The organism is Pseudomonas sp. R1-18, assembly GCF_051132095.1.
In the GTDB taxonomy this organism is placed as follows: Bacteria; Pseudomonadota; Gammaproteobacteria; order Pseudomonadales; family Pseudomonadaceae; genus Aquipseudomonas.
The window spans coordinates 4,585,818-4,604,202 of the sequence record NZ_CP071658.1 but is presented as its reverse complement, the minus strand read 5'-3'; the positions used below and the strand labels follow the sequence as shown (position 1 = coordinate 4,604,202).

Sequence of the window (18,385 nt, the reverse complement as noted above, 5' to 3'; positions counted from 1 at the left end):
GCATATGCAATTGGAGGACCAACTTTTCGCTGGAGGGTAAAGGCACGCATTTTCAGGCGTTCGAGACCGCCTGACAGGCAAGAGGCGATGTTACGCCGCGAGCGTCTTGAGCCATGCTGGGGCATTGAGTAACAAGGTGGTGCGCGGATGCACACGGTTCATGCGGGAGGGAGCTTGCCCGCAGTCAGCTGTGGACAGTGTGGTGTTAGTGGGGCCTCTTCACGGCTTTGCGCCCACCCTGAGTTTCTGCCCGGAGGGCGTAGGAGCTGGCTTGCCTGCGATCTGGCGCGAAGCGGCAGTAAACCGGGCGACCTAGTTTTTTCAGGTACACCGCGTGAACCGGCGAGTCTTTTCCTACAGGCTGACGCCCACCTTCACTGCTCGGCCGATGAACTGGATCGGTCCGGTTGGCTTGCCGATTGGCGAGCCGGTGGATGCTTCCAGCGTCAGCTCGAACAGTTGGTCGGGCTGCAGCGGCGGCAGTTTGTCGACGGGGATCGAGAGCGTCTGGCCGGGTTTGACCAGACCAAGCGACACCGGGCCTTGCCAATCATTGCCCTTGGTCCAGAACTCAAGCGCCTTGTCGGCGGGCACCTCGGTGATGCCGAGCGGGATCAGCTGGATTTCCCTGGGATCGCTGGCCTGAACGACCCAGCCTGGCGACTTGTCCTGAGGCGCAACCAGTACAACCAGATAAGAAGGCGGGGCAGGTGCCTGGGTCAGCAGGGTCATCCCCAGTACCAGCGAGGCCGCAAGACCAGCGCCCGCCAGTCCACGCCACAGCGAAAGACTGTTCCACCAGCCCGCGGCCCGGGCAGGGTGCGGATCGCGTAGCGCCAGGCTGCGCTCGATACGGTTCCAGAGTCCGGCAGAAGGGGCAACGGGTTCGGCCAGGGCAGTGAGCGGCAACAGGCGCGCTTCCCAAGCGTCGATCGCCGCTCGTAACGCGGGCTCGTCGGGCAAGCGTCGCTCGACTTCAAGTCGCTGCTGAGCAGTCAGAGTGCCGAGCACGTATTCGCCCGCCAGGTCCTGAATGTTTTCGTCCGAGACGCTACTCATCCCATGCACTCCCGCAAAACCTTGAGGCTGCGCTTGATCCAGGCCTTGACGGTGCCCAGTGGCGCGCCAATCTTCTGCGCAATTTCCTGATGCGAATATCCGTCGACGTAAGCATGAAACACACAGTTGCGTCGCACTGGCTCAAGTTGCTCCAGACATGACTGGATGCGTCCGGCATTCACCCGCCAGTCGAAAGCGTCGCCGGTTTCCTGCCAGCCTTCCAGCGTCGCTTGCTCTGGGTCGATGTCGTCGTCCACATGTACTTCGCGGGCGCTGTTGCGCAACCTGTTGAGGGCCAGGTGGCGGGTCACGCTGAAGATCCATCCACGTGCCGAACCACGCGCGGCATCGAAGCTGCCAGCCGCCGTCCAGATCTTCAGAAAAGCGTCGTGCACGATGTCTTCGGCCAGCGCGCTGTCCCGTACGATCCGCAGCGCCACGCCAAGCAGCCGGGCGCTTTCCTGCTGATAAAGGCGATGCAGGGCCTGTCGCTCGCCCCGCGCGCAAGCGTGGAGGGCGGCTTCGTAGTCGAAAGGAAATTCGTGCGAAGACAAAGTGGTCTGCCATCAGTGGAAAAGTGCAGCCTCGATCGAGGAGGCAGGCTGCGCAGCAGCATAGCGCACCTGCTGCGCGGCGCCCCAACGCGTCGCTGGATCAGTTGCTAGACCAGAACAGATAGTCGGCCTGGTATTTGACGACTTCCTTCGCGCCTTTGTTACTGGCCGCACAGGCCGTGGTCGGTGCCACACCGCCTTTGAGCGCCACGCGCTGGATGTACGCGACACCTGTCATCGCGCCTTTGCCGTCAGCCGGGTTGGCTTTGACCAACTGATACGGGAGATTGCCGGCGCTCGACGGTGCCACGGCGACCTGGGTGCCGGTCAGTTTCGAGCCATCCTTCGCTTCCCATGTAGCAGGGGGGCCGTAATAGGTGCCGACCTGCTTGCCGCTGCGGTCATTCAGTACCGCTTTGGGGCCGACGAACGCCCACTCCATCTCGGTCGTGGAGTTGGCTTTGGCGCGGCATTCGTAAGTAATTTCGCCTACCCCTGTGGTTTCCATGCTGACTTTATGTCCGGCAGGCACGCGGACCGATTCGGGCAGGTTGGCCTGAGCCATGGCGACCGGGGCCAGGCAAGCGAAAGCCAGGGTACTACCTGCAAGGCAGAGCAAGCGTTTTGCGTTCATGCAGAAATCTCCAGAATGTTTAACCGCGCTCAGCAAGCCGGATGGCTGCTGTAAGTACTACCCGCGGGAAAACAATCTGGATGCACTGCCGTGCAAATATATTTTCAGTGCCGGCTGAAACGGCTGCGCAGCAGCAATACCCCGGCCAGCGCTGCAACGCCTGAGCCCATGAGAACGCCGACCTTGACCTCATCCACCAAGTGCGCCGCGCCGGGGAAGGCGAGGTTGCCGATGAACAGGCTCATGGTGAAGCCAATGCCGCACAGGATCGCCACGCCATAGAGCTGCACCCAGTTGCTGCCTTGTGGCAGCACAGCCAACCCGGCGCGAATCGCCAGCACGGCGGCGACGAAGACGCCGATCTGCTTGCCGACGAACAGGCCGAGCGCGACGCCCAGCGGAACCGGGTCGACGAGGTTTTCCATGGAAATCCCGGAAAGCGACACGCCGGCATTGGCGAAGCCAAAAATCGGCACGATGGCGAACGCCACCCAGTAATGCAGCTTTTCTTCGAGAAACAACAAGGGCGAGCGGGATTCTTCTTCCAGTGTGCCCAGCGGGATGCACAGCGCGAGCGCAACGCCAGCCAGCGTGGCATGCACACCCGATTGCAGCACGAAGAACCACAACAATGCGCCAAGCAACAGATACGGCAACAGACGCCGCACGTTAAGGCGGTTGAGAATAATGAGCACCGCCAGGGTCGCGAATGCCGCACCCAGCATCGGCAGGTTCAGGCCCGAGCTGTAGAAGAAGGCAATGATGGTCACCGCACCCAGATCATCAAGAATTGCCAAGGCAGCGAGGAAGACTTTCAGCGAGGCGGGCACGCGGTTGCCCAGCAGCGACAGCACACCCAGGGCAAAGGCGATGTCGGTCGCCGCCGGGATGGCCCAGCCGCTCATGGTCTGCGGGTTGCCCATATTGATCGCGATGTAGATCAGCGCTGGCACCAGCATGCCACCTGCTGCCGCAAAGCCGGGCAGCGCGCGCTGGCCCCAGGTGGCGAGCCCGCCGGCCAGCACTTCGCGTTTGATTTCGAGGCCGACCATCAGGAAGAAAATCGCCATCAGGCCGTCGTTGATCCATAGCTCGACGGACAGTCCGAGGCCGACGCTATGCAGAATCGAGAAGTAACCCTCGGCCAGCGGGGAGTTGGCGACAATCAAGGCAGCCAGCGCGGCGACCATCAGAACGATACCGCCGGCGGACTCCGAAGCGAGGAAGCTGGCGAGAATGGCGACGGCGCGCGGCGTCTCCTGACGTTGGATCTGAGTCATGGTCGTCCTTGCTGGTTGATCTTGTTGCAGGTGGATCGCGAAGGATACCTTTAACCGGCGGTCGGGGTCAGCTCAATCAGGCAGCAACGGCTGGCGCCGGGTGAAAGCAGCTCGATCTCCATCAGACCGCCCGGGTTATCGACGCAAGCGCAGTCGTGCTTGCCGAGGATGTCCCACAGACTGGTATTGATGCTGACCGCCAGTTGCTCCGCCGCGCTGAACAGCACGAGCGTAGTGGCCGAGCTGAAAAACCGTTGCGCCTGACGCACGTCCAGCCACTGCAAGCGAGCGGCATAGCGTTGCGGAGCATAGATCAGATTGAAGTCGCGTATCGGGCCGTCCAGCAACGTGCAGTTGACCTTGCTGTCACCGCTGAACGCAAACGGGTCGGACGGCAGCAGCGGCGGGCTGGCCGCGCCGTCCACATCGAGGATCATGCCGGCGCCTTGCAGAACCGTGATGATCCGCTGGTAGCCGGCAAACACCGAGAACTCGCCGGAGCTCTGGATATCGGCAATCGATAGCCGCCAGCCGAAGCCATCCAGATTGTCACCCGCATCGCGGGTGATTTCTTCAGTGCTACCGCCGCCGTTTTTCCATGGCATGCGCGGGTAATCGGCGGCGCGGAGAATCCGGGTGTGGGTCATTTGCTGAATCGCCCTTCCAGACGATGACGCGAACCGGGATGGATGAGGCGCGCCGCGGTCACCGGCTGGCGACCCGACCAGGTACGGCGGCGGATCAGCAGGCACGGCTCACCGGCATCGATCTGCAACAACCGGCACTCCTCGGGATCGGCCAGAATAGCCTCGACCACGTGCTCGCCCTCGGTCAGCGGAGCGACCTGCGACAGGTAGGCGTAAGGCGTTTGCCGGGTGAAATCCTGCTTGAGGTAGTCAGGCGCGACCTGAGCGTTGACGAAGCGGTCCTCGATCTGCACGGGCACGTCGTTCTCGAAATGCACGATCAGCGAATGGAACACTTTCTGCCCTTCGCGCATGTCCAGCGCCAGAGCGCGCTCGGAGCCTGCGGATTCTTCCTGAAGAATGATCACCTTGCAGCGATGGCGATGCCCGCGCGCCTCGATTTCATCGGCGATGTTGTGGACTTCAAACAGCGCCGACTGTGTCTTGGGCTCCGCGACGAAAGTGCCGACGCCCTGCATGCGCACCAGCAGGCCCTCCGCGGTCAGTTCACGCAGCGCACGGTTGATGGTCATGCGGCTGAAGCCCAGCTCGGTCACCAGTTCGCTTTCCGACGGCACTCGATGGTGCGGCGGCCAGGTGCCGGTCTGAATCTGCTGAGCAATCATCTGCTTTACGCGGGCATAAAGCGGTGCAGGACTTTCGCCCATCTGGGCTGCCAAAGGCGAGGAGGCGGGCGGCGTGGGCACTGATAAGTCCTTCGTTCTAGGAGATTCGCGGCGCAGAGGCGCTCAAGCTAACCATTCAGTCGTCTGGCGGCAAGCTTACCGGTGGTTTACCAGGCGGTTGATCGTCTGTATATGTATATACAAATTACAGTGATGAGGTGCGAAGTCAATGTCAGCCTTCTTTGCCGAGCGTGCGTTGCTTCCTGACGGCTGGGCCAGCAACGTGCGTCTGGAAGTCGACTCGCAGGGGTGTCTGACTCGTGTCGAGGCCGATTCCGACCGCCAGGGCGCTGAAGTCGTAGCCGGTCCGTTGCTTCCGGGCATGCCGAACCTGCATTCCCACGCATTTCAGCGCGCGATGGCCGGGCTGGCGGAAGTCGCGGGTAATCCGAACGACAGTTTCTGGACCTGGCGCGACCTCATGTATCGTCTGGTCGGGCAGATCAGCCCACAGCAATTGGGTGTCATCGCACGACAGCTGTATATCGAAATGATGAAGGGCGGCTACACGTCGGTCGCCGAGTTCCATTATGTCCATCACGATCCGGCGGGCCGGCCATACACCGACCCTGCTGAACTGGCCTTGCAGATCAGCGAGGCCGCCCGCTCGGCAGGTATCGGCCTTACCTTATTGCCGGTGCTCTACAGCCACTCTGGTTTCGGCGGCCAGTCGCCCAGTGACGGGCAACGACGATTTATCCACAGCACCGACAGTTATCTGGACCTGCAAAACCGCCTGCGGCCCGCGCTTGCGTCGCAACCGGCGCAGCGGCTCGGGCTGTGTTTTCACTCGTTACGCGCGGTTACGCAGCAGCAGATCGATGAAGTGCTGGCTGCTGGCGATTCAGCTTGCCCGATCCATATCCACATCGCCGAGCAGCAGAAGGAAGTCGAGGACTGCCTGGCGTGGAGCGGCCGACGCCCGTTGCAGTGGCTGTATGAAAATGTGCCCGTGGACGAGCGCTGGTGCCTGGTACACGCGACCCACGCCGAAGCGGATGAAGTGCAGCTGATGGCGCAGAGTGGCGCGGTTGCCGGTTTGTGCCTGACCACCGAGGCGAATCTGGGTGACGGGATTTTCCCGGCGGTGGATTACATGGCCCAGAACGGACGTTGGGGAATTGGTTCAGACAGCCACGTTTCGTTGAGCGTGGTGGAAGAGCTGCGCTGGCTGGAATATGGTCAGCGCCTGCGCGATCAGCGTCGCAATCGTCTGTATCGCCGCGACCAGCCTATGGTCGGACGGACTCTTTTCGACGCCGCATTGGCCGGTGGCGCCCAGGCGCTGGGTCAACCGGTCGGCAAGTTGGCGGTTGGTCAGCGGGCCGACTGGCTGGTGCTTGATGGCACCGACCCGTACATCGCGACTGCCAGCGGCGATGGCATTCTCAACCGCTGGCTGTTCGCGGGCGCCGACCGGCAGATTCGCGACGTGATGGTGAATGGACGCTGGACCGTGCGCGATGGCCGCCATGCTGAAGAAGAGCAAAGCAACCAGGCTTTCGCTCAGGTATTACGCGATCTTCTGTAGGAGCTGACCGGGCGGCGAACCGTCGGGCGGCGCTCCGCTTGTCCACGAAGTAGCCGGTACAAACGACGCATCCACGTCGCTTCAGATACTCCTCACCAGCAAGCTGGCACAAGAACCGCAGCGCTGCACGAACTGTAGGAGCTGGCTTGCCTGCGATCTGCCGGGAACCGGCAGCAAGATGGTTCATGCGGTATAAACAGGGTCGCCAGGATTACTGCCGCTACGCGCCAGATCGTCGAATTGCCGCCCAGAGCAAGCGGATCGCCGCCCGGTCACTCCCACGCCCTGCGGGCAGGATCAAAAGCGGATTCGCGGCACCAGGAGTTTCTGCCCAAGGGCGGTTTAGGGCTACCCCCCAAACATAAAATCTCCCACAGGTACGGACATGCCTGGCACGATCGTGTGGGAGCCAGCTTGCTGGCGAGGGCGGGATGCTGGCGCTAAAGGCAGCTATTTCCCGATCTTCGAATCATCCTCGCGCCAGATCAGGCGGCTGGTGTCGTAGCCTTGCTGGCGGGCCTTGCTGAGCATTTCCTGTTTGACCGACTCGCTGACTGTCGGTGTGCGCGACAGCAGCCACAGGTATTTGCGGTCCGGATTGCCGACCACTGCTGTCTTGTAGCCTTCGCTGACGTTCAGAATCCAGTAATCACCTTTTGCAACACTCGGCAGCAGACGCGAGAACCAGTTATCGAAGACCACCCATAGTTTGTCAGTCTTGCCGGGCACTTGCGGGGAGGCGGTGCCGGTGGCCTCTTTCCATTCGCCTTCGGCAGTGCGGCAGCGGTTGGTCACGGCTACATTGCCGTCGTCTTTGAGCTGGTAACGGGCTTCGGACTGCGCGCAGTTGCGTTGAAAGAACATCGGCAGACGCGCCAGCTCGTACCAGGTGCCCTGGTACTGCTTGAGGTCTACGTTGTCGGCGGTACGGGGTTCGAGATTGTCAGCGGAATGGGCGAAGCCGATAGCCAGGAAGCCGGCCATGACGAAGATTCCGAATCGCAGCAGTAACTTGATCATAGTTATTTCAGACCTTGACCCGAGAACATCAGCACCTTGTCACCGGCATACTGCACGCTGATAAAGGATTTCTGGTCGCCCCATGTGCAGCTGGACATTCCCAGGGCACCGGAACATTCGGTCGGGCTGCCGAGCAGGTCTTCGACCTGAGCCTTGGGCATGCCGGCCGACAGCTTCGAGTAGTTTTCCTGATTGACGTTGCTGCAGGCGGCGAGCAGTACGCAAAAAGACAGTAACGCAAGAGAGCGCAACGACGACATGGATGAAGCTCCTGAACGGAAGGGGGCTGCGTCGCAACGACCGCCACCGGGCCGACGCTGGCGCGATACCGCAAGCTTAGAAGAGAAAAAGGGGTTCTGGTTCCCGAAGGCGGCCGGCAATTCTCAAGCCCGTCAGAAGCTTGAGCCCGGTTTCTTCAGAAATTCGATTTCTTCGTCGGTTGAAGCGCGGCCAAGAATGGCGTTGCGATGGGGGAAGCGCCCGAAGCGGGCGATGACTTTCTGATGACGCCGTGCGTAGTCGAGGCTCTGGTTCAAATAGTCGCGATCGGTGGGTGGCATGAGCGCAAGCAGGCGAGTGAAACAGGCAATCGCCTGATCCTGCACGGCGAGATCTTCGCTGTGCTCAAGCACCAGATAGATGAAAGTTCGCTGCAACGGATCGAGGTGCCGGTCACGCTCCAGCTTCAATCCATGTTGAACCAGCGCCTGCGCGCGCTGATCACCGGCGAACGCCTTGGGCGTATTGCGGTAGATCATGCGCGGGAGTTGATCGAGTAACAGCACGACGGCCAGCCAGCCTTGTGGCTGCTCGGTCCACTCACGCAGTTTCCCGGCGAGGGCCTGTTCGACCAGATTACCGAAGCGCTCGCGCGCCTCGGCGTCGTTGGCCTTGCGCTTGCCGAACCACAGCTTCTCCCTGGCTTTCACCACTTCGGCAGGAGATTGGCCTGAGCCAAACCACCATTCGAGCAGCGCAAGCCACGGAGCGGACATGGTTTATTCCTTGTGGTACGCCGTGGCGCGCTCGACTTCCTGCTTGGAGCCCAGGAACACCGCTACGCGCTGGTGCAGGCCTTCAGGCTGGATGTCGAGGATGCGCTGGCGGCCGTCGGTGGAAGCACCGCCTGCCTGCTCGACCAGGAACGACATCGGGTTGGCTTCATACATCAGGCGCAGCTTGCCCGGCTTGGAAGGCTCGCGGCTGTCGCGCGGGTACATGAACAGGCCGCCACGGGTCAGGATGCGGTGCACGTCGGCAACCATCGCGGCAACCCAGCGCATGTTGTAGTTCTTTTTCAACGGGCCTTCTTCACCAGCCAACAGCTCGTCGACGTAGCGCTGTACCGGAGCTTCCCAGTGGCGCTGGTTGGACATGTTGATGGCGAATTCCTGAGTGGTTTCAGGAATGGTGATGTCTTCGTGGGTCAGTACGAAGCTGCCCATTTCACGGTCCAGGGTGAAACCCTTCACGCCATGGCCCAGGGTCAGGACCAGCATGGTCTGCGGACCATAGATCGCGTAACCGGCGGCAACCTGCTCGGTGCCCGGCTGCAGGAAGGCTTTTTCGTTCAGCGCTTCGTTCTGGCTCAGGTATTCGTTCGGGCAACGCAGCACCGAGAAAATGGTGCCGACCGGCGCGTTGATGTCGATGTTCGAAGAACCGTCCAGTGGGTCGAAGACCAGCAGGTACGCGCCTTTCGGATATTTGCCGGGGATCTGGTAGGCGTTGTCCATTTCTTCAGACGCCATGCCAGCCAGGTGGCCGCCCCATTCGTTGGCTTCGAGCAGGATTTCGTTGGACAAAACGTCGAGCTTCTTCTGCACTTCGCCCTGCACGTTCTCGGTGCCCATGCTGCCGAGTACGCCGCCCAGTGCGCCCTTGGAGACCGCATGGCTGATTTCCTTGCACGCTCGCGCCACCACTTCGATCAGGAAGCGCAGATCGGCAGGGGTATTGTTGCTGCGGGTCTGCTCAATCAAATAGCGACTTAGTGTAACGCGGGACATGGAGTGCTCCGAAAATGGGGGAGGATAAACCCGCGCAGTTTAACGCGAGTGGCGATGTAATGCTGCTATGAGACTGGCGCCGGGCCGATTGAGTTCACGCCCTGCCACAGCGTAGCTGCAAAAGTCCTGCCGACAACTGCCGGAGTCAGTGTCTGGCGGTCGAGGCGCGCCAGGTGCTGAAGGCCATCCAGCCCAGCAGCAGTACGCCTGAAACCAGCACTGCCCACAGACCCAGACGTTTCAAATCGACGCCTTTGGCGGGTGCAACCATTACCGCCGCTGCCGCCATGTCCGCGACCGGCGCGGTGGTAGGTTGCGCGGTGCCAAGAGTCGCCAGCCGTTGCGGCACGAAGTCCGGGATCAGCGTATTCAGTGGCAGGTTCGCCGCCTTCGCCTCGGCATTGCCCACAGCGAGCGTGAAAGGGCCCTCGCCCCTCGCGAGAAACACAACCTGCGTGGCCTGCACCGCGACGCTGAGCTCCGGTGCCTGCGCGCCCAGACCGCCGCCACGGTCGTCGACCTCAAGTTTCAGCTGCCGGACAACCTGGCCGGAAAGCTGCAATTGGTCCTGAACCGCATCGCCGCTGCCTTGCGTCAGGCGATACAGCAAACCACTGCTGACGACCTGCCACGGCTGCTGATCGTCGAAACGTCCATACAGCGTGCCGGGGGCCAGACTGTTGGGTTGCGCGATGGCTATTTTCACGCGCTCGACCGGCGGCAGACCGACCGGGAGTTGCCATTGGTATTCGTTGGGCTTGTCGGACTTGCCGGCCACCGCGGGCGACCAGGTCAAAGGCAACGGCGGACTGTCGGAAGACGCGCTGAGCAGATGCGCGGAAGTCAGCGTCGGCGCATTCGACGGCGAGCGCCACAGGAGGCGCAGGTAGCGAGCGCGATGCCCCGGCAAGCCGACTTCCCGCTGCTCGACCACCTCGTCCGAGAATGACAGCCGCGCAACCTGTCCTTCGCCCCACGAGCGCCAATGCTGCATGTCGTCGCTGGCCTCGATGCTGAAATGCTGGAAGCCTTCACGTTCGGTGTTCCAGTCGATCACCAGCTGTTCCAGGGGAGCGTCGATGGCGCTGGTATCCAGCAGCCAGCCGCGCAAAATCTCTTCACCGGCTTCGATGTCACTCTGCGGCTGGACTTCGAGCACGCTGCCGCTGGCCGAGCGCTCGATGCGGATGACCGGCACCGTGTCGCCTGCTTCGGCGGTGCTGTATAGCGGAAACCATTTCACCGGCGTCGACGTCCGCTCTTGAGCGGGTGCCTGCTGCACCAGGGCATAGGCCTGGGGCTGACCCTCGCGGTTGAACACACGCAGGTCGCCCAGGCCAGGATCGCGGGCATGGAGTTGCACCGCCAGTGGCAGCTCGATGCGGTACCAGGGGCCCTGACCGGCTACGGACAGAGGGGTCTGGCTGGCAAAGTCCGCAGGCTTGCCCTGGGCATGCGCGATCATCGCCGTGCACAAGGCGGCGCCCAGCACCGCGATCCTCAACATGAACGGACGACTCAAGAGCAGGTTCCTCATGGCTGACGTAGCTCTGCATCTGAAGGCAGGCCGGGTTCTTCGTCAGCTATTTTGTCAGAATGTTTCGGTGGTAGTGGTGCGAAATATCCCACCACTAGTAGCAGGATGCCAACACCTATAAACGAGACGATGCGCGCCATGGAGCCACGATCGCTCAGCTCCACGAAAAACAGCTTGGCAACCACCACGCCGATCAGCGCCGCTCCGGCGATCCACACCTCACGTCGCATCCGCAGATGGCCACCGATCATCAGCGCCAAGGCCATGAGGGTCCATACGATCGACAGACTGGCCTGAACCCGCATCGAAGCCAGCAGGTCGTCGAGCTGCCAGGGAACGTCGCTCCAGTGGTGGGCAGTGCGCATCACTGTCGCGGTGACCAGTGCGAACAATGAAGCGCCGCTGACCAGCAAGGCATTGCGTCGCGCAGTGATTTGCGAAATGCCTGCCTGCGACAGATAGCGATGCATCCACAGGCTGATTCCGGCCAGGGCGAAGAGCAGGCCGATCTCCAGCGGGTTGAACAGAGGGATGTAAGGCAGCGGAGCAGCCGCGCCGTCACTGAAAAAGTTCGCCAGCCAGAACCACGCCAGCATCAGCGCCGCCAACGGTGCAGCGGCCCATACGCGGTATTCTCGCGGCTGGGCCGAGATCGGCCACGGCCAGTTGCGCGGGTTGGTCATCGCCACCAGGTAAAGGCTTGGCAGCAAGGCCCAGCCCAGCCAGCGCCAGGCGTTGTGATGTTCGGACAGCTCCATCAGACCGAAGCGCAACTCCAGCGCCAGCACGGCAATGATCAACCAGCAGCCCAGGACATGGGCCAGACTGTTGGCAATCGTCGGCAGCAGCGCCGCCAGCTTGCGCAACGTCAGCAGATGCACGGCGATTACGGCGATCCAGCCCAGCCAGCCCCAATGTTCGGCGGGGTGGTAATCGATACGCAGCGAACCGATCAGCAACATTCCCGCAACAGGCGTCAGAGCGGTGCAAAGCACTGCCAGGTCAGACCAGCGCAGGCGAAGCGAGATGGCAGCCCAAAGCGCGGCACTGGCTGCGGCGGCGATCAGCAGCAGCGTTGGTTGAATCGGGTCCGGCACGAACAGCAGCACGCTGCAGACCAGGGAAAACGCCCACCACGCCGCGCCCCAGACCAGCAGCAGCGCTGTCGCCAGACCCGCGTCGACGAGCGTCAGCCCCTTGAATCGATGAATACACCACGCGCTGGTCAGCGCGGCGATTGCCATGATCATCGGCGTCCAGTAATCGCCGTTTGCCCACAGCGAGCTGTAGGACAGGTCCAGTTCGCCGAGCAGCGTCACGCCGGCTCCCAGTTGCAGCAACAGGCCGAAACCTCGCGCCAGCACGCGCTGCTGGCGGATGCCCAGCCAGAACACGGCCGCGCCTTCGACAGCCCAGGCGCAAGTCGTCCATTGCGAGCCCAGGCCCAGCGGAATCGCCAGCGTGGCGAATACAACGCCCAATGCCAGACAGGCTTCCATCAGCAGCGAAGCGCGTCCGGGCGCTCGTGCCGCCAGCCAGCGTGCCACGGCCATGTAAATCAGGCCCAGCCCCAGCGCACTGAATGCCGCGCCGAACTCAAGGTGTTCCACCACTGCGTATTGCAGGCCGAAACCGACAATGGGCGTGCCGAACAGCAACGTGCCGTCGACGTAATCTCCTTGGCGCGCCGCGCGGCGTAACAGCGTTTCGTCGTTATCGTCAGCGGCAGCGGTGTCTGGCTCCAGCAACTTGCGCCGCGCGAACAGTAGGCCGATGGCCAGGTACATCAGGAGAAACAGAATCAGGAAAGGCTCGGTGCTCCAGAACATGGCGGGTGTGTAGCTGTTGAGCCCCCACGCGAAGCCGATGCCGAAGGTGCCGAAGAAACCGATCAGGTTCAGCACGCGCCACGCCTTGAACCAGGCGATGGCAAAAATACCAGCATTGAGCAGGGCAAAATAACTGAACAGCGCAACATGGCTGCCTTCACCGGTCGACGCCAGCAACGGCGCCGCAAAACCGCCGAGCGCGCCCGCACACGCGAGGGCCAGAGAGTTCTGGGTTACGGCCAGAATCGCGGAAAATGCAGTGACGGCCACCAGCAGGGCGAAACCCATGGACGGATCGAGCAGCGGATGCAGCTTCATCGCCGCGAACACCGTCAGGTACAGCACGCCGACTCCAGCGCCCTGGATCATCAGCGCGTATTGGCCGTTGCGGTGCCGCAGCCACCAGCCAGCCCCGAGCAAGCCCAGCGCGCAGGCCGCGACTGCCGCATAGCGGGCTTCAAGCGGCACGACCATGCCCTCTGTGGCGTAACGCAGCAGGAAGGCCAGGCCGAGAAACAGCAGGACCACGCCGACTCGCAAGACCGTATTGCCGCCGAGCAGCCAGTTTCTGGCACCCGTTATCGCCCTGTCGACCAGATTGGGAGCGGCGGCTTCGGGCGTGGGCCGAGGCTGGCCGGAAGCATTGCTCGAAGGCCAGGCAGGTTCTGTGGTCGAGGTGGCTGCTGGCTCCTCGTCCGGCAAATCCCAGATCAGCTCGGGGCCGTCGGTCTGCGCCGTCACCACGACAGGATCTGCCGGCAGCGGCGCTGCGTCCTGCGCAGGCGTTGTCGGCTGGATATTCGAGACAGGTGGGTATTCAAGAAGCGTCAGGCGCTGTTGCAGCGATTCCACGGTTTTGCGGGTCGCTTCCAGCTCTTGTGCCTGTTCAAGCGAGCGCTTGCGCAGGGTGTAAAGACGGATGCCGGTGCACATCGCCCAACCGAAGGCGGCGCCAACGAGCGTGCCTTCCCACTCGTCGTAGCTGAACGAGTAACCCAGCACAGCTCCGCCCACCACCAGACAAATCCATAGCACGCGACGACATCCTTTTCGATGTGTGAAGGTTTATCGGTGCGCAGTATATAGGGGTGTTGAAACGGGAAACAGATGGGTGCCGGGCAGGTCATTTTGCTGCGGTGTTTTTGCCGTAGGAGCGCGCTTGCCCGCGACAGCAGCCCGCCGTCACATAGGCTGTGACTGTTCAGGCCTCTTCGCCAGCAAGCTGGCTCCCACAGATTCAAGTTGTACCCAGAACATGTGGGAGCCAGCTTGCTGGCGAAGGCGGCGGCAACAACGCGAGATATCTGACGCCAAGGCCGGTCTCTTCGCGACCAAGGTCCCCCAAGTCCCTTGGACGCTAGCCTTGGTCAAAAAGCCCTCAGTCCAGCGCCTTCCAGATTTCCCCGGCGTATTCGCGAATCGTGCGGTCGGACGAGAACCAGCCCATGCGGGCGGTGTTGAGGACCGCCGAGCGCCACCATTCCTTGGAATCGTGCCAGCGTTCTTCGACCTTGGCCTGCGCCGCCCAGTACGAATCGAAGTCGGCGCAGACCAGGAAACGGTCGTAGGCCATCAACTGATCGACCAGCCCGACATAACGATTCGGGTCATCCGGCGAGAACACGCCGCCACGAATCGCCATCAGCACATCGTTGAGGCGTGGCGAAGCCGCAACGTCGGCCAGCGCACTGAAATCACCGGCCTGTTTGCGCGCTTCGACTTGCTGCGATGTCATGCCGAAGATGAACATGTGCTCCAGTCCGACCTGTTCGCTCATCTCCACGTTGGCGCCGTCCAGTGTGCCAATGGTGAGCGCGCCGTTCAGGCCGAATTTCATGTTGCTGGTACCCGAGGCTTCCAGACCCGCAGTCGAAATCTGCTCGGAAAGGTCCGCCGCCGGGATGATGCTTTCCGCGAGGCTGACGTTGTAGTTGGGCAGGAAAACCACTTTGAGCAGACCGCGCACCGTCGGGTCATTGTTGACCGTGCGGGCGATGTCGTTCGCCAGTTTGATGATCAGCTTGGCCGAGTGATAACTGGCCGCCGCCTTGCCGGCAAAGATCTTCACCCGTGGCACCCAGTCGGTACCCGGCTCGGCACGGATCGCCTGATACAGCGCGATGGTGTGGAACAGGTTCAGCAGCTGACGCTTGTACTCATGGATGCGTTTGACCTGCACGTCGAACATGGCCGCCGGGTTGACCACGATGCCCAGGCGCTCATGAATGATCGCCGCCAGCGCGCGCTTGCTGTGCAAGCGCTGGTCAGCAAACTGTTTGCGGAACGAGCTCTTGTCGGCGAAAGGCTCCAGTTCGACCAGCCGTGTCTCGGCATTGTCCAGCACGTCCTCGCCTAACGACTCGACGAGCATCTGGGTCAGCCGCGGGTTGGCCTGGAACAGCCAGCGGCGGAAGGTAATGCCGTTGGTTTTATTGTTGATCCGCTCGGGATACAGCTTGTGCAGCTCGGCGAATACCGTCTTGCGCATCAGCTGAGTATGGAGCGCGGACACCCCGTTGATGCTGTGCGATCCGAGGAAAGCGAGGTTGCCCATGCGCACGCGGCGTCCGTTGTCTTCTTCGATCAGCGACACGGCACGCAGCACGTCGAAATCGTGGATGCCCTTGGCGCGCAAGGTATCGATGTGTTGAGCGTTGATCAGATAAATGATCTGCATATGGCGCGGCAGCATCCGCTCCATCAGACCCACAGACCAGGTTTCCAGCGCTTCCGGCAGCAGGGTGTGGTTGGTGTAGCCCAGCGTGTTGACGGTGATTTTCCACGCCGTATCCCAAGGGATCTCATGGGTGTCGATCAGCAGGCGCATCAGCTCGGCCACAGCGATCGACGGGTGCGTGTCGTTCATCTGGATCGCAGCGTGTTCCGGCAGGTCGGTCAGGGTCGCGTGCATGTTCAGGTGGCGGCGCAGCAGATCCTGCAGAGACGCCGAAACAAAGAAGTATTCCTGGCGCAGGCGAAGTTCCTGGCCTGCCTCGGTGGCATCGTTGGGATAGAGAACGCGCGAGATACTTTCGGCGCGAACGACTTCCGCCACAGCGCCAAAGTGGTCGCCGGCGTTGAAGCGCTCCAGATGCAGGTCTTCGACCGCTCGGGCACGCCACAGGCGTAGCGTATTGACGCTTGCGCCACGCCAGCCGACGACCGGAGTGTCATAGGCAATGGCCCGCACGGTTTCAGCCGGGTGCCAGACCTGACGGGCTTCGCCCGCTTCGTTGACCACGGTTTCGACGCTGCCACTGAAGCCGATCGGATAAACCACTTCAGGACGCTCGAACTCCCACGGGTTGCCGAAATCCAGCCAGTTCTCGGTCTGCTCCTGCTGCCAGCCATCTACCACCGCCTGGCGAAACAGCCCGTGCTCATAGCGAATGCCGTAACCGTGACCGGCAATACCCAGCGTCGACATGCTTTCCATGAAGCACGCCGCCAGACGACCGAGGCCGCCGTTGCCCAAAGCCGCATCCGGTTCCAGCGTGCGGATACGCTCGATGTCCACGCCCAGTTCGGTCATCGCTTCGCGGGCGATTTCCAGCAGGCCGAGGTTGCTCAGGCTGTCGTAAAGCAGGCGCCCAATGAGGAATTCGAGCGACAGGTAATACACGCGTTTCTGAACCTTGCGGTAGATCTGCCGGGTGTGGTCCATCCAGTGCTCGACCATGTGATCCCGCGCGGCGAGGGCAATGGCTTCGAACCAGTCATGCTCGAACGCATGATCGGGATCCTTGCCCACCGCATAAGTGAGTTTGGCGAGAACAGCGGTGCGGAATTCAGCCACATCTGCGTCACGAACGAGTGGTTCCTGAGACATCGGTACAACCTCAAGTAGTCTGACGAATGAAATTTCGGATTCTTTGACTGTAGGCGTGTCGTCAGTTATTTCCTGAAAAAAATCGAAAATAACTCAAGACATGACTCTCGCTTCGACCGGGGCTGACCGCTCTGGTTCGCCCGTGCGATGGCTGACAACAAGCTTGTCCGGCACCTCCGGCCCTCGTGATTCATGTGCAGCATGCCGTTTCCTCGTTTCGGGTTTATGATGCCAACGGCAGAACGATAGAAGCCCCTGAACCGGACCCGTGGAGCACCTATGCAGACTTTGTACCCGCAGATCAAACCCTACGCCCGGCATGATCTGGCGGTGGAAGAACCGCATGTGCTGTATGTCGATGAGAGCGGATCGCCGGAAGGGCTGCCGGTGGTATTCATCCACGGCGGACCGGGTTCGGGCTGCGATGCGCACAGTCGTCGTTTCTTCGATCCTAACCTGTATCGCATCATTACGTTTGATCAACGTGGCTGCGGTCGCTCCACGCCTCATGCGAGCCTGGAAAACAACACGACCTGGCATCTGGTTCAGGATCTGGAACGCATTCGCGAACACCTTGGCATCGAGAAATGGGTCCTGTTCGGAGGCTCGTGGGGGTCGACGCTGGCGCTTGCCTATGCGCAGAAGCACCCGGAGCGCGTGCATGCGATGATCCTGCGCGGCGTGTTCCTGTGCCGTCCTCAGGAAATCGAATGGTTCTACCAGTCCGGTGCCAGCCGGTTGTTTCCCGATTACTGGCAAGACTACCTTGCGCCCATTCCGCCTGATGAACGCGATGACCTGCTGGCCGCTTTCCACAAGCGCCTGACCGGCCCGGATCAGATCGCGCAAATGCATGCCGCCAAGGCCTGGTCGACCTGGGAAGGCCGGACCGCGACCCTGCGACCCAATCCGCAGGTGGTCGACCGCTTTACCGAACCTCATCGTGCGTTGTCCATTGCGCGCATCGAGTGTCACTACTTCACCAACAAAGCTTTCCTTGAAGAAAACCAGCTGATTCGCGACATGCCCAGGATCGCGCACCTGCCTGGCGTTATCGTCCATGGTCGCTACGACGTCATCTGTCCGCTGGATAACGCCTGGGAGTTGCATCAGGCGTGGCCCAACAGCGAGTTGCAGGTGATCCGTGACGCGGGCCATTCCGCTGCCGAGCCGGGTATTACCGATGCGCTGATCCGGGCTGCGTCGCAGATCGCACGCCGTTTGCTCGATCTGCCGCCTGAAGAGGCTTGATATGAAAGGCCTGTTGCAGCGCGTGCGCAGCGCTCGTGTCGAAGTAAAGGGCGAGGTGGTCGGTTCGATCGATCAGGGGATTCTGGTTCTGGTAGGGGTTGAACCCCAGGACACCACGGCCAGCGCCGACAAGCTGTTGCATAAACTGCTCAATTACCGGGTATTCAGCGATAGCGACGGCAAAATGAACCTGTCATTGAAGGACGTGGCCGGTGGGTTGCTGCTGGTTTCCCAATTCACCCTGGCTGCCGACACTAAAAGCGGCATGCGGCCCAGCTTTTCAAAAGCGGCGCCGCCTGCGCTCGGCGCTGAATTGTTCGATTACCTGCTTGCCCAGGCGAGCAAGGCTCACGGTACTGTAGCGGCAGGACAATTCGGCGCGGACATGCAGGTTCATCTGATTAATGATGGCCCGGTAACATTTTTGCTTGAGTCCTGAACCTACACGTTGAGCATCAACTTCGAAAGTCGCGCCGTTCG

16 protein-coding genes are annotated in these 18,385 nt (G+C 61.6%); 3 read left to right on the top strand and 13 right to left on the bottom strand.

Annotated elements, in window-relative coordinates; translation table 11 throughout:
• Positions 1-354: 354 nt before the first annotated feature.
• The 6 genes from J3P77_RS20880 to hutC all read right to left on the bottom strand — a co-directional run bounded on the left by J3P77_RS20880 (position 355) and on the right by hutC (position 4,881).
• Positions 355-1,059, bottom strand: coding sequence for an anti-sigma factor (locus J3P77_RS20880; RefSeq protein ID WP_434678464.1), 705 nt, complete (start codon positions 1,057-1,059; stop codon positions 355-357).
• Positions 1,056-1,613: a sigma-70 family RNA polymerase sigma factor gene (locus J3P77_RS20875; protein WP_434678463.1), complete on the bottom strand. Its 558-nt coding sequence runs from the start codon at positions 1,611-1,613 to the stop codon at positions 1,056-1,058. Before J3P77_RS20875 ends, J3P77_RS20880 begins: the two co-directional genes overlap by 4 nt.
• A 100-nt stretch (positions 1,614-1,713) precedes the next feature.
• Positions 1,714-2,247: a DUF3455 domain-containing protein gene (locus J3P77_RS20870; protein ID WP_434678462.1), complete on the bottom strand. Its 534-nt coding sequence runs from the start codon at positions 2,245-2,247 to the stop codon at positions 1,714-1,716.
• Positions 2,248-2,351: 104 nt separating this feature from the next.
• Entirely contained in the window at positions 2,352-3,527 is a 1,176-nt protein-coding gene (gene nhaA / locus J3P77_RS20865; RefSeq protein WP_434678461.1) for a Na+/H+ antiporter NhaA, read from the bottom strand.
• Between the two features lie 50 nt (positions 3,528-3,577).
• A complete protein-coding gene (locus J3P77_RS20860) occupies positions 3,578-4,174 on the bottom strand; it encodes a HutD/Ves family protein (protein WP_434678460.1) in 597 nt (198 codons plus the stop codon).
• Entirely contained in the window at positions 4,171-4,881 is a 711-nt protein-coding gene (hutC, locus tag J3P77_RS20855) for a histidine utilization repressor (RefSeq protein WP_434682089.1), read from the bottom strand. The genes J3P77_RS20860 and hutC overlap by 4 nt, the downstream gene beginning before the upstream one ends.
• A 187-nt stretch (positions 4,882-5,068) precedes the next feature.
• On the opposite strand from hutC, the gene J3P77_RS20850 reads away from it, so the two are divergent.
• Positions 5,069-6,430: a formimidoylglutamate deiminase gene (locus tag J3P77_RS20850; RefSeq protein ID WP_434678459.1), complete on the top strand. Its 1,362-nt coding sequence runs from the start codon at positions 5,069-5,071 to the stop codon at positions 6,428-6,430.
• Positions 6,431-6,880: 450 nt separating this feature from the next.
• Here the strand turns inward: J3P77_RS20850 and J3P77_RS20845 are convergent, their stop codons facing one another.
• The 7 genes from J3P77_RS20845 to J3P77_RS20815 form a co-directional block, all read right to left on the bottom strand.
• Complete coding sequence (locus J3P77_RS20845) at positions 6,881-7,450, bottom strand: lipocalin family protein (RefSeq protein ID WP_434678458.1); 570 nt, start codon at positions 7,448-7,450, stop codon at positions 6,881-6,883.
• Positions 7,451-7,452: 2 nt separating this feature from the next.
• Positions 7,453-7,710: an outer membrane protein assembly factor BamE domain-containing protein gene (gene bamE / locus J3P77_RS20840; protein WP_434678457.1), complete on the bottom strand. Its 258-nt coding sequence runs from the start codon at positions 7,708-7,710 to the stop codon at positions 7,453-7,455.
• A gap of 132 nt (positions 7,711-7,842) precedes the next feature.
• The gene (locus J3P77_RS20835) at positions 7,843-8,445 is read right to left on the bottom strand and encodes a DUF924 family protein (protein WP_434678456.1); all 603 of its coding nucleotides are present in this window, start codon (positions 8,443-8,445) and stop codon (positions 7,843-7,845) included.
• Between the two features lie 3 nt (positions 8,446-8,448).
• On the bottom strand, positions 8,449-9,459 hold the full coding sequence (locus J3P77_RS20830; RefSeq protein ID WP_434678455.1) for a class 1 fructose-bisphosphatase: 1,011 nt from the start codon (positions 9,457-9,459) through the stop codon (positions 8,449-8,451).
• Positions 9,460-9,604: 145 nt separating this feature from the next.
• On the bottom strand, positions 9,605-10,963 hold the full coding sequence (locus tag J3P77_RS20825; protein ID WP_434682088.1) for a DUF3999 domain-containing protein: 1,359 nt from the start codon (positions 10,961-10,963) through the stop codon (positions 9,605-9,607).
• Positions 10,964-10,992: 29 nt separating this feature from the next.
• Positions 10,993-13,860: a DUF2339 domain-containing protein gene (locus J3P77_RS20820; RefSeq protein ID WP_434678454.1), complete on the bottom strand. Its 2,868-nt coding sequence runs from the start codon at positions 13,858-13,860 to the stop codon at positions 10,993-10,995.
• A gap of 343 nt (positions 13,861-14,203) precedes the next feature.
• On the bottom strand, positions 14,204-16,654 hold the full coding sequence (locus tag J3P77_RS20815; RefSeq protein ID WP_434678453.1) for a glycogen/starch/alpha-glucan phosphorylase: 2,451 nt from the start codon (positions 16,652-16,654) through the stop codon (positions 14,204-14,206).
• A 279-nt stretch (positions 16,655-16,933) separates the two neighbouring features.
• On the opposite strand from J3P77_RS20815, the gene pip reads away from it, so the two are divergent.
• Both pip and dtd read left to right on the top strand, forming a co-directional pair.
• Complete coding sequence (pip, locus tag J3P77_RS20810; RefSeq protein ID WP_434678452.1) at positions 16,934-17,905, top strand: prolyl aminopeptidase; 972 nt, start codon at positions 16,934-16,936, stop codon at positions 17,903-17,905.
• A 1-nt stretch (position 17,906) separates the two neighbouring features.
• Positions 17,907-18,344 carry a D-aminoacyl-tRNA deacylase gene (gene dtd, locus J3P77_RS20805; RefSeq protein ID WP_434678451.1) on the top strand — a complete coding sequence of 146 codons (438 nt, stop codon included), beginning with the start codon at positions 17,907-17,909 and terminating at the stop codon, positions 18,342-18,344.
• Positions 18,345-18,385 lie beyond the last annotated feature (41 nt).